This is a genomic window from Burkholderia sp. Bp8963 (assembly GCF_003854275.1).
Classification (GTDB): Bacteria; Pseudomonadota; Gammaproteobacteria; order Burkholderiales; family Burkholderiaceae; genus Burkholderia.
In genome coordinates this window covers 11770-25056 of record NZ_QTQP01000040.1, presented here as the reverse complement: position 1 = coordinate 25056, position 13287 = coordinate 11770, and the positions used below count along the sequence as shown (strand labels likewise).

Genomic DNA, 13287 nt, shown 5'->3' with positions numbered 1-13287 from the left:
TCATGAAGAATACGTTAGCTACTCTTGCAATCGTGCTTGCTGTCGGCGCGCTCGTCGGCTGCGCAAGTACCGGCAACACTCAACTGAAGGAGACGACGCGGGAGTCGCTTGATCAAAAGCTCGTCCAGGGCAAAACGACGAAGCAGGAGGTCCGTGACGCATTTGGTGATCCTTCCGCTGTCGGATACACGGACGGCGGTCGCGAAGTCTGGACATACGTCTACGCGCATTCGACGCCAACCGTCGCGAGCTACGTCCCGATCGTCAGCCTTTTTTCGCACGGTGCCGATGTCAACAAGAAGCAACTCGTGCTGATGTTTGACACGGATGGCATCCTGCAGAAATTCAGCTTCAGCCAGAGCCAGACCGAACGCCGCGGCGGGATCGCCGAATAGCACGCAGCGCCGAACAAGAATAGAAGCGAAAGCGAGTGGCGGTCCATCCGGGCAACTGCTCGCAGATCATTCTGTCGATTGACCCAGGGCATTACCGTCCTACTCCATGCGCCACAGGCCAATGAGGCTATCCCCCCGGCATGCCGTCCGGACCTTCGGTGCCGGTCCATCCGTTCCAGCGCCGCGTGCGCGGTCGCGAGTAAACATCGGCGCGGCGACTGCTCGCAATCGGCGCGGGCCGAGAGGTCGGACCGCGCCGCTACGCTTGAACGCGCAAGCCTCCGTTCAAGCGGCAAGACCCGCCGCTTAGCCCCCACTCAAACGGTTCTGCTCCTCCCGTGTCAGAAACCGCCGCTGCGTATCACCGGGGCCGCCGAGGCCAAGCACCGCGACCGACGCGTTCGGCCGATAGCCTAGCGTTTCGCTCCCGCGCCGCTTCTTCTGATCGGCAGCGCCGCCATCGCCAAAACCCTCGACCTGCACCGAGATCGTCCAGCGCCGCTGGTTGCCGTGCGCCGCGTTGTTCTTCGCGAGGTCCTGCGCCATCTGGCTCGCTGCCGACGCAGCCGAACTCGCCGCAGTCAGCGCACCCGTGTTCACCGCCTGCACCACCGGAATGCCGGTCGCCTTGCCCTGCACCTGGATGTTGTCGGCGTTCGCGACATGCAGCGCCGCGACGTTCAGGTTCCCGGAAACACGAATCCCCGCATCACCCGCGTCGACCGTGCCGCGCGGCGCAATCAGGTTCGCGTCGCTCACCGGCGCGCCCGGAATCGTCTGCAACGTCGCGATGCCGGCGCCCGTCACCTCGCCACGCGCGTCGATCGTGCAGTAATGGTTCGGGTCGCACACGTAATTCGGCGCGGGCGTATCGGCGACCGATTTCGAGCCCTTGCCGGCGTTGATGTCACCGTTCGAACTCCAGATCGTCATGTTGCCGCCCTGCTCGGTGAAGATCCGGCTTTGCGCGAGCAGCACGCTCTGGTCGGTGAAGATGTCGATGTCACCCTGCTCGAGCGTCAGGATACCCATCGTGCCGGGGCCAGCCACGACCTTGCCGTACGAGCCGACGATCGCGGGCGGTGCCGACGTGCTGCCCACCAGCGCCCGTCCACCGGGCCCGAGGATCGAGATGTTGCCGCCTTGCTGCGTCTGGATCGTCGTACTGCGGATATCCAGGTTGCCGGTGGTCACCAGCTTGTTCGCACCATTGCTGCCGCCGCCGAGGTTGTTCGCCGTGTAGCCGAGCGCGCTCGGGAACAGCGTGTTGATCGCCTGGTAGCCACGCGCGTACTGCTGGTAGTACGGGCTCGCCGAATCGTTGTAGTCGAGCCCGACGCGACTCAGCACGCTGAACAGCACCTGCTCGGCAAAGAGCTGCTGCACATAGGTGGGCAGCGCCTGGAATTGCTTCCATGCGTCGGCAGCCGTGAGCGTGCCCACGCTCTGCTGCGCGGCCTGCTTGTCCTTTGCCAACCCGGTGTCGACGACCTGCCCGGCATCGTATTGCTCCATGAACGCGATCAGCGCCGACGTCGCGCTCGGCACGCCGGGCACCGCGCTCGCCGGATCGATATACGCCGAGATGAACGCGGCATTGTCGACGCCCGGCCCGACGCCGAACAGCACGTTGATGTTCGCGCTCTCGTGCGGCAACGCCGGGTTGTCGGCGTTGCCGATCGCGTCGATGCCGGTGGGCGTCGCGCGATATCCCGCGCGCATCGACGCGTAGAGCTGCGCCTGGTTCGTCAGCGGCCCGATGTCGCGGCCGGCTTCGATATCGAACGTACCGGGGCCGGCCAGCACGAGTTGCGGCGCACCGACGTCGACCTCCACCGCCGGCGTATCGTAGATATCACGCCCGGCCACGATACGCGTGACGTCGGCCGCGCGCAGGTTCTGTCCTTCGAAGGCCAGGTTCACGATGTCCTGGCCGGCCTGGATCAGCGCGGGCTTGCCGACCGCAACCTTGACGAGCTTCAGGTAGGCGCCCCCGCTCGCGTCGCCCGCAGCCGGCGGCAAGCCGTCGACGATGCTTCCGTTCAGGCTGTAGATACGCACCGGTTCCGTATCGTTCGCGTGCAGCGCGCTCGTCCCGTGTGCATTCGCGATGGCATGCGGCTGCGTCGGCGACGGCATCGCAGCCGGATCCGAATCCGACATGCCGAAGGTTCCCGACGCATCGATGCCCGCGCTCGACAGATTCACCGTCTGATCGGCGATCAGGTTCAATTGACCGACGGCGGACGGATACAGCATGCCGCTCGACTCGACCGTGATGCCGCCCGTGAGCGCCGTCAGGTTCAGGCTCGCAGGCATGACCGTCCCGCCGCCCACCAGGTAATTGCCGAGCGTGCCGAACTGCACGTCGCCGGTGGTCGACAGCACGTCGACCGCCGACGTCGACGAGTATCCTTGCCCGTCGGCGTACTGCATGTAGCGCCCGACGCTTCCGCTCGTGTAGGACGGGTTCATGACCGCGCCGATATCGACACCCTGACGCGCGCTCACATTGAAGATCCCGTCCTGCACGGCAAGCACCGTGGACGTCGCAAGCGGCGGCTGCCCGAGGTACGCGGGCGGCACGCTGAAATCGGCGGCAATCCGACCGCCCGCGGTCAGCGTGCCCGTTCCCTTCGCGACGAAATAGTCGCCGCTCAGGATATCCCCACCCGCATGCACGCTCAGGTTGCCGCCGCCGACCGTCACCGGGTTGCCGCCGCCGTCCAGATACCAGGTGGTCGGCAACGACACGCCGAGATCGGCGATGTTGCCGCCCGCGCTGACCGACACGTTGCCGCCAACGCTCATCACCCCCTGGTCGAACGCACCGAAGTCGATCGACGTGCGCGTGATCGGCAAATAGGTAATCGCGCCACTGCTGTTGCTGTTGGAAGTGCGGTATGGGGTGATCTCCATCCACTGCCACCAGTACTGGCTGGTGTTCGTGCCCACCGTGCCGGTGACCAGCCCGGTCGTGTCGGTCGTGTATTCGATGCCGGTGATATTGCCTTGTGCGCGCAGGCTGATGTCGCCCGCCGAGTCCGGATTGACCATCGGCGAAACCAGAATATCCGGGAACTGCGAGTTGTTGCCGGCGCTGACGATCACCGTTGACGTCCCCATCGCGGGCGCATTCGGATTGCGGGCACCCGCGGTATAGATCACGCCCGGCACGATCGGGCCGGCAGGATCGGTCGTGCTGGCTGCGTTGAACAGCGCGATATTGTTGCCCGCAGCCACGTCGATCGAACCGGTGCCGGTGCGCAGCATCGTCGGCGCAAGCAGCAGCATGCCGCTGCCGTCGAGATACGCCGTATGCCCGTCGAACGTCACGCTCCCGCTGTCCGCTGCACCGTTGAAGGTCGATCGGGCCTGGAGCGCCAGCGGGTTCGTGCTACCCAGGTTGGCGCCTGCCACCACCCGGAACGAGCTGCTGTCCCCGCCCGCCAGCGACGCGGATTGAAGCGGCAGCGGATTCGTCGCAGTGGCAACAGGCGACGGCGTGTTGTCGGTCTGGACAGGCAGGTCGATCGTCGTCGACGTGATCACCGCGACCGGTTGCACTGCCGGCGGTGTGACAGTGGGAGTAAGGGGCGTCTGCCGGGTCTTGATGAAAAACTGACTCGCCGCCACGAGAAACTTGTTGTAGTCGTTCAGGTAGATCAAGTAGGAAGCCGGATTCGAGGCCTGTTCTGCGGCGGAAGGCGCGACGGGTGCAACAGGTGCGCCAGGCATGGGCTTTCCGTAAGCATGAAACTGACTGATGATCTGGATCGTGCTGTTGTTCGGCTGCCAGCCGAGCGGAGCGGTAATATCGGCAGACGCCGTCTGGCCCAGATAGCCCGCGTACGCCGTGTAAAGCGTGTAGTACTCCGCGATTTCGTCGGGTGTGCCACCGGCTGGCTGACCGGGCCCGATGGCCAGGTTGTGATTCGGCCCGGTCTGGTTGTTTCCGTAGTAGGAAATTCCATATCCCATGTTCGCGTAAGTGCCGGACGGTGCCAGGTAAGTGTGCAGCGCCGCGCTCTGCGACGAGAGTGGCGGAACCGGGATCGTCCCGCCGCCTAACGGATTCCCGATCTGGAAGAAGCCGTCCGTCAGGCTCGCGTTGAGCTTGACGTTGTTCTCGGCGCGCAGCGTCACGATCGGCGCCTGGCCATGGAAACGGAACACGGGATCGGCCTGCGACGTGCCGGCCCCGAGGTTCCAGTTCGTCAGCACCTGAATATTCCCGCCATTGATCGACGGGCTCGGGTTGTCGAGCTCGATGCCCGGCACCACGCGCGCGTTCGCCACGTTCGCGCCGGCAAACGGATTCGCGGTCGCGTCGAGTCCGTGCCGGACGAAGGCCATCAGCGTGCCCGGCACCGCCGCCGTCGCGTCGCCGTGCTGATAGCCGTAGAAGGTCTGGTGTTCGGCATTCGCCGTTGCCGGCACGAAATAGTCGGCGTTCAGGTACGCCCGGAGCTGGTCCGCAGTCAGACTGCCGGCCGTGTAGTTCAGCACCGTGTTGCCGCTGCCGTCGGTGAACGTTCCCGACACCAGGCTGCCCGTCGCGTCATACCATCCGGCCGGATCGATGATGCCGTCGAAGTGCTGTGCGCCTGTCGTTGCGTCGGTCGTGCTCCACACCGCATACGCTTCGAGCGTCGTCGCGCGCGAGCCCGCGATTCCCTTGCCCGCGTTGAAACCCGATGCCGGCAGCGATACGTTCACCGTGCCGTCCGCCAGCAGCGGCGCGCGGAAATTCACCGTACCGCCCGACAATCCGCCGGCCGTGCCGCCCGATACATCGATCAACGCGTTCGCGCCGACGCGGATCAGCCCCGCGCGCGACGGATCGATGTTCTCGTAACCATAGGTCGCGTTGTAGGGATTTGCGACGGTCGGATCGAACACCGCGCTGGTGCCGATGTTCACCTTGCCGCCGCGCTGGTTCGGATCCGAGCCGCGCGCGAGCAGCGTGCCTTCGATATCCACGCCGCTCTTGCCGTACAGGTCGATTCCTCCGCCCGCGTTGCCCGATGCGTCGATCGTGCCCAGCACGTTCACGTTGCCGTTCGCCGTATCCGACGCGTTGCCCGCGCCGCCGTCCGCCGTCAGCGATACCGTGCGTGCGGTCAGTGCGTTGCCGGCCGACAGCGTCAGGTTGCCCGTCTTCGTATGGACTGCGATCGACTGGTTCACGCCGCTCGACGCGAGCGTCTTCGCAAGCGCGTCCAGGTCCGCCGCGCCACCCGTGTCGAGCGACAGCGAGCCGCCCGTGAAGCCTGCCGCCGCGCCGCCCTTGATCGTGCCGTTCAGGTTCACCACCTGCTGCGGTGCCGACAGCGTCAGGCTGCCGGCCGCGCCACCGCCGGTCGCGCCCGAGAAGTCCAGCGTTGAGCCGGATTGCACGTCCACCGTGCCTTTGTCGGCCGTCAGCGTGATCGCGCCAGCCGGCGCGTATTGCGTCACATCGAAGAACTGCTTCGACACCCCCGCCGAACTCACGGTCGCGCCGCTGCCGATCGTCAGGTTGCCGCTCGTTGCTTCCAGGCTCACGTTGCCCGCGGGCGCCGTAATCGTCGCGCCGTTGTCGGCGAGCGTGCCGCCAATGAAGCTGAATGCGCCACCCACCGGCGTCTTCGTCAGTGCCGTGCCGGTCGCGCCATTCAGTGTCAGCGCGCCCGTCGTCTTCACGGTCGATGCCGAACTCGTGTCGGCCAGATACACCGGCGCATTTAGCGTCACCGGCAGCACACCGAAATCGAACGTGCCCGTACCCTGCCCGACGATGCCGCCGGTCGCGGTCATGGTCGCCGACGAGAATCCGCTCACCGTCTTCGTGCCGGTGCCGAAGTCGATCTCCTTCGCGTTGACCGTCAGCGTGCCGTTGCCCGGCACGGCCGTCGCGTTCGCCGCGCCCGTCTCGTTCGTGAACGCGATCTGCGGCGCGTTCAGCGTCACATGCCCGCCGTCGCTCGTGAACGTGCCCGCGCTCAGGTCGACGCTATTGCCGAACGTTGCATTCACGTCGCCGACGAAGCCGATCGCGCCATAGCTGCGCAGCGTCACCTGCTGCGTGTTCGCGAACTGCGCGAGCCCCGTCGGATCGATCACGAAGCCCGGCAGGCTCGCGGCAGCCGCGCCATTCGCGCTCGTGAACGTGATCGCCGAGCCGTCCGCCGTGATCGCCTTCGCCGACAGCACGGCGCTCGGATCGACCTTCAGGTCACCCGATGAATCGAGCGTCAGCGCCTGACCGCCCGCGAGCGTCGCGCCCGCGCCGACCGTCATCAGGCCCGTACCCGTGCCGCCCGTGCGCTTGAGCGGCGCCATCGCGCCGTTCGACACGCGCAGCAGCGCGCCATCGCCCGCAATCGTGAGCGGCTGGTCCTGCGCGGCCGGGTAATCGCCCGTTGCCGCAATCGATGCGCCCGCATCGACGCGCAGCCCGTTCGCCGCGTTCGGATCCGTACTGCTCGCATCGGTCTTCGTGACCAGCAGGATTTCCGGTCCCTTCAGCGACGTGTTGCCGTCGTTCGACACCACCACGCTGTTCGCAATCGGCGTGATCGTCACGCCATTCGTCGTCGCCGCGCGCGTGCCGCCGATCAGCAGGCTTCCCGCGTTCAGCGAATCCAGTGCATCGCCGCTGATCTGCAGATAGCCGGCCAGCGCCGGTGCGCCATTGCCGGTGACCTGAATGTCCTGCGACGCGATATCGACTTCTGCCGGCGCACCGCCGGCGGCGGCTGCCATGTTCAGCGTCGCGCCGAGCGTGAGCGCCTTCGTCGCGGCCAGCACCAGTTGCCCGCCATCCCTCGGCAACGGCGGCGTCACGTTCCCCTTGCTTGCCGCAAGCGCCGGGAAAAAGCGATTCGCGTCGGTCAGCGTGTACTGCGCATACTGCTGCCACACCGGCCCCGACTGCACGCTGAACAGCGTCGGTGTCGCACTGCGGCTGCCCGTGATCGCGTCGGCGAAGTAACCGGACGTCACCACAGTGCCGTCCGGCAGCACCTTGCTCGCGCCCGGCGCAACGTTGCCCGTCATGCTCGACGCCGTCACGCGGTACGCGCCCGGCAGCGTCGCGTACTTGCCCGGCAGCAACGTGTAATAGCCCGCCGCGAGCCCCGGCACACCCGACAGATACACGGCCTGCCCGACCGCGCTCGTCAGCGACGCCTGGCCCACGCCTGCGCTGAGCGTTTGCGAGCCTACCGTGCCGTTCGCGTTCGTCGCCGGCTGCAGCGTCTGCGCGAATACCGGATCGTAAGCGGCGACCGGCGACTGCGCGCCCGGCACGATCGCATAGACGTTGCTCGCCCCGACGTTCACCGGTAGCGCGACACCCGACGCGTTGGTCGCATAGCTGACGTTGTATTGCGACAGCACATCGCGCGTGCCGCCCGTGCCCGGCACCCACTCGGCCGCCTGCAGGCCGCCGCCGCCCGACAGGTCGATCGTCGCACCCTTGTCGAGCGCCACGCGGCTGCCGTTCACGCCGATGGTCTTCGCCGGCGGCGCCGTCAGGTCCGCGCGGGAATCGGCCGCCGACGGGTTGAACTGCCACTCGACGCCGTCCAGGGTCGTGCCGTAAGGGAGCGTCAGTCCGCTGTTCGAGACCGACGTCACGCTGCCGTTGGCCAGCGTCACCGAATCGGTCACGACGAGCGGCAAGTTGTCGAACTGCGCTTTCGTCGCGGCGTTCGTCGGGTCGCCCACGCCGAACACGAGCGTGCCCGACGGCGCGCGCACCGTGCCGCCCTGCACGATGTTCGTCGCGTCCACCAGCAGCGTGCCGCCCGCCGACAGCGGCGTGCCCGACGGGCCGTTCGACGCGAACGTGACCGTCGTCGGCGCGGGCGTGCCCGTGACCGGATCGGTCGGGCCAACGGCGTCGACGATGAACGTACTGCCGGTCGCCGGATACACGTCGGCCGCCTTGAACGTCAGGTTGCCGGGCGTATAGAGCTTGCCGGGCGCAAGCGACGCATTCGTCGTGAGCGGCGGGTTCGTCGAGCTGAGCCGGATGTCGCCGCGGCTCGTGAAGTTCGCATTGCCGAAGTTGTTGAGCTGGAACTGGTTCTCGAGATCGATGAACGCGGCGTTCACGTTCAGCGTCGCATCGGAGGCCGCGGCGACCGGGCTGAACTGCGCCGACGATCCCGTGATCGCCGGCCCGGCGAACGCGACATAAGGCGCATCGATCGTCACCGTGCTGCCGATCGCGTGTTGCGGCTGCGCGAGCAGGGTCGGCAGCACGGGCGTCGGGGCCGAGTTCGGGTCGGGTTGCGGCGGCACCGTCGACAGCAGCGTATTCAGTTGCGCGTCGCTGATCGCGGCGATGCGTCCGGTATTCACGATCACCGATTCCGCCAGCTTCAGATCGACGTCGCCGGCAAAGGCGATCGGAACCGGGCTGCCGACCACGTTCGCATCGCCGAGCACGAGACGGGCGATTTCCGAGCCATTCAGGCGATCGGCCGCGAACTGGATCACGCCGCCCTTCGTGACGAGCGGCAGCCCGGTCGTCGGATCGATCGCCGTCGCGAAATCCTGACCAGGCGTCAATCCGGCCGGCACGAGCGTGCCACCTTGCCGCACGACCAGCGCGGTCGCGCCGATCCCGCTGTAGTTCTGACGCGGCAGGATCGTCAGTGCGCCGCCTTTCGCCTGCGCCGCGCCGGGATGCGCGTCGAGCGTGGCGTCGAGGAACAGGCCCTGCGACACCGCCAGCGCGATCGAGCCGGCATCGCTCCACACCGGCTGCGACGCGTACGTGCCGTTCGCCTGCAACTGGTCGAAGTTCGCCGACGCGCCCGACACGTCGATCTTCGAACCCGCCTGTGTGACCACGTAACCCGAATCGTCGGACAGCGCCACCGTGCCGCCCGGCAGAACCTTGCCCGTCACGGGCAGGTAGGTCGTCTGGCCGTTCTTCACCGGCGCCGCGAGCGGGTTCGTCAGCGCGACCCCGGACACGTCGAGCACCGCGTCCGATCCCAGCCACACCGACTTGCCGGCACTCGCATAGCCGGAGTCGAACTGTCCGCTCTGCGAGTACGGGCTGTTGGTGTGCGAGTCGGCGCTCAGCGTGATCGCGCCGCCCGGCGCCACCAGCGATCCGAGCACGGTAACCTGCACGGGCGAACCGAGCCCGATGCTACCGCCCGGATCGGTGACGATCGACGCACCATGACCGACGATCACTCGGCCGGTCGCGTCCGGGTAGATCGGCACGGGTCCGGCCGAAAGCCCTGTCATGTTGAGGTAGTTCGGCCCGGCCCACAGGTAGTTCCCGCCGGTGAGCACGGTACTCGTCGGCTGCCGGTGATACGCGTCGATCGCGCCGATCGACGTGAGGCCGCCCGATGCGAGATTCGCGCCACTCGCCGCCTGCTGCAGCGCAGGCACGTTCGGAATCAGGTTCTGCTGGGTGACGAACACCGTCGTGTCCGGTGCCACGCTCGCATCGAACATTGCCTTCAGCACATAGCTGCCGAAGCCCTGCCTCGCGAAGAAATCGGTCGGCAACGCGAGCGCCCACGCGGGCGCCGACGCCGCGTCGCCGCCGATCTGGAATCCCGACGTCTGCAACGTCAGCGCACCGCCGCCGGCAAACCCGAAGCTGCGGATCGTGCCGTCCATCTTCAGGTTGACGTCCGGCGGCGGCGCGAGGTACGACAGCGGGTTCGCGTCCGCGATCAGCGACACGTTGCCGCCCTTGCCGACCGGAATGCCGTTGCTCGACAGCAGCCGGCCATTCGACAGCATCTGCCCGCCGCTCGACACGTCGAGCACGCTGGCCGCCTGCAGGTCGACACCACCACCGGCCGACAGCGTGATGCTGCCGCCGTTCACGTAGTGGCTGCCGCCCGGCGTCGTGCCGGCCGCGGTCTGCGTGTCGTTGTTGACCCACTGGCCGGCGACGCTGAGCAGCGCGTCGGTGCCCACAACGATGTCGCCCGCGGTCGACAGCGCAATCGTGCCCGACGGCACGACCAGATCCCCGAGCACCGTGATCGGGCGTTTACTGAGCGCGCCTGTGGCGAGCGTGATGCTGCCGCCCGGCTGCAGCTTCAGCTGCGTCCCGTCCGTGACGACATACCCCTTGCCCCCCATCTTGTCCTCGATGACGTTGAGCTTCGAGAATCCGCCGCTGTTCAGCGTGTCGACCGGCACGACGTGCGTCGCGAGCAGGTTGTCCGGATCGGTGTCGGGCAGCGCATTCAGCGCGTTCCGGTCAAGTGGTGTCGCGATCCCGAAGCCGGGTGCAACGGAGTCCAGTTGCGGCGCCTGCGGCTGAAGGATCACGAGGCTCTGATCGCCCGACGTCGTCGCGGAGTTGCCCTGCGTGAGCTGCGCGTTGCCGCCGAGGCTGAATGTGCCGCCCGTCGGCTCGGCATTGCCCTGCACCTGCTTCGATCCGGCGAACGCCTGCGCGCTGATGTCGCCGTCGAGCACCAGCGCCTGCGACGCGAATACGTTCAACGTGCCGGCGTTGCCGCCGACGATGTAGTCGCTCGCGAACATGCCGCCGGAGAGCAGCGGGTTGTACCAGGTCTTCGTCACGCCCCAGCGGGGGTGAGTCTCGGTGAACTGGCCGGCGATGCCCACGTAGGTGTCGTACGGGCTCGCCTGACCGATCGGCACGAGCGCGCCGTTCGCGTCGACGAGGCGCGTCGTGTTCACGATCCCGCCGTCGTAGTGGATGTACCCGCCGTTCAGATTCAGCGACGAACCCTGCGCCGTCATCACATCGTTGCCCGCGAGCGTGATCGTGCCGCCGTTGATCAGCAGCTGGTCCACCGTGCGCGGGATCAGGTTCACGTAGCCCGACAGGTTCAGGATCGGGCTGCCGACCCATTGCACGCCGTCGCTGCGCGTGCCGGTCAGCGTGCTGTCGACGACGACATTCTTCAGTCCGAACAGGAAACCGTCGCGCAGCAGCGGCGAATCCGCGAGCTCGTTCAGGCCGACGCGGCCGACCGTCACCAGCGTATCGGAGATCGGCAGTTCGACGTTCGCGAGCCCCGATACGTCGATCGTCGCGCCGTTGTCCACGTAGATCCGGCCGCCCACGGCCTGGATGTCCGGCGACGGTGCGTAAGTCGTGGCGGACAGTGCCGCGACGGAAACGGTCGAACCCGGCGCCTCGACGAGCGAGCCGCCCTGGAACCAGACCGAGCCGGCGGTCACCTTGAGCGCACCGGGCGTGAAGGTCGTGCCCGGCGACGATGTCACCGTCTGGCCGTCCTGATCGGCCAGGACGGCGGTCACCGAGGTCGGGCCAAAGCTCAGCAATCCTGCGCGGTTGGTGTCGTTCACGCCCGATCCGTCGCTCGCTGTCAGCAAGCCCCTGCCGAGATACGCATTGCCGGCCGGGTTGTTCGCGTTGTATTCGTCGACCGTCGAGATCGTGATCGTGCCCGGCGCGTTCACGCTCGTCGTCACGCCCACCACGCCGTTCTGCGCGACGCGGCTGCCTAGCAGGTTCACGTTGCCGCGCGCGGCCTCGATAATCCCGGTATTGGTCAGTGTGCCAGGCGGTGTGAGATCGATCGACGTGTATGGGTCGATCGGAATCATGATCCTGCCGCTTAGTTCCGGCAGCAGCACCTGCGGGTTGTCCACGTTCGGCCGCAGGCTCACGCCGACGCCCGCGGCCAGCACCACCTGGCCGGCGGTCGCGGTAATGTGCCCACCGTTGCTCACGTTGGGTGCTGCCACCAGCACGAAGCCGCCGTCACTGATCGTGCCGTTGATGTGCGTGGTGATCGATGCGCCCGGCTCGATCGTGATGTCGCCAGGCGGCTGATACTGGCTCAGCGAACTCACGCCGACCTGATTGCCGAGCCCGAGCAGTTCGTACGGCACACCACCCACGCCCTGCACCGTCCCCGACGATCCCGATGCCGGATATGCGAGTCCGCCCGTCGTGCCGGCCGGCAGGCTCAGGAACTGCTGGTTGCTCGCGGCGATGCCGGCCGCGTCCTGGATCATGTTGCCGACCACCACCGGGAGACGGTTGACGAACGTCTGGTTGTAGTCGTTCATGTTCAGCAGGTCGAGCGACGACGCCACCAGCGAATGCACGTTCACCTGCGAACCCGCGCCGAACAGCACGCCGTTGCGGTTGATCACATACACCGCGCCCTGCGCGTTCACGTTGCCGAGAATCTGGCTCGGGCGCCCGCTCGGATCATTGATCCGGTTCAGCACCGCCCAGTTGTTCGCGCCGTTCGTCTGCTTGCCTGCCGACTGGTCGAAGTTCAGTGTCGTCTGCCGGCCAACGTTCATCGTCTCCCACGTCAGCACCGCGTTCTGTCCGGTCTGCTTCACGTCGACGTTCACGTGGCCGCTGCTGTCGATCGTCTGCTGCGGCCCGTTCGCGTTGACCCACAACAGCGGATTGCTCGCGTCGGTGTTCTGGCTGACCCGGTCGCCTTTGTCGTTCGTCACGAAGGTGATGCCCGGAGCCACCTGCAGGCCGCCCGGCACGAGCCCGTTCGGCACGGTCGACGGCAACCCGGCCACAGCCGCGGCCGCACTCTGTTGCGCGGCGATTTGCGCGGCGACCGCCTGCGCTGCGTGCCCGAGGTTGCGGATCGACGGCTGGCTCGCCTGCAGCGCCTGCTGCGGTGACACCCCGAGGTTCGGCATGCCCGGCACGCCGCCGACCCCGCCCGTGCCGCCGCCGGACGCGCGCGCCGTGGCCTGCCCGAGATTCATGATGCCCGCCGCGTGCGCATGCGCGCCGACGCCCGCCGCGAGCATCAGCGCGATCGCATGACACAGCGGGCGGACCCGAAGCAAGCGCGCTTGCGCGGCGGATTGGACCGATTTCGACTGCCTCTGCGTACGACCGCTCATAGCGAATTCCCCGTTAGCAACATCCGTC

Annotated in this window: 2 protein-coding genes; one reads left to right on the top strand and one right to left on the bottom strand. The window is 67.1% G+C overall.

Going from position 1 to position 13287, the window contains the following annotated elements:
* The first annotated feature begins 2 nt into the window (after positions 1–2).
* On the top strand, positions 3–395 hold the full coding sequence (gene bamE, locus DID96_RS27380; RefSeq protein WP_124602367.1) for an outer membrane protein assembly factor BamE: 393 nt from the start codon (positions 3–5) through the stop codon (positions 393–395).
* A gap of 306 nt (positions 396–701) precedes the next feature.
* Here bamE and DID96_RS27375 read toward each other — a convergent pair whose 3' ends face one another.
* Entirely contained in the window at positions 702–13163 is a 12462-nt protein-coding gene (locus DID96_RS27375) for a filamentous haemagglutinin family protein (protein WP_124602383.1), read from the bottom strand.
* Positions 13164–13287 lie beyond the last annotated feature (124 nt).

Excerpts from the sequence above, each read along its gene's own strand:
- bamE (WP_124602367.1), top strand. The coding sequence starts at position 3 with ATGAAGAATACGTTAGCTACTCTTGCAATCGTGCTTGCTGTCGGCGCG.
- DID96_RS27375 (WP_124602383.1), bottom strand. The coding sequence starts at position 13,163 with ATGCTCGCGGCGGGCGTCGGCGCGCATGCGCACGCGGCGGGCATCATG.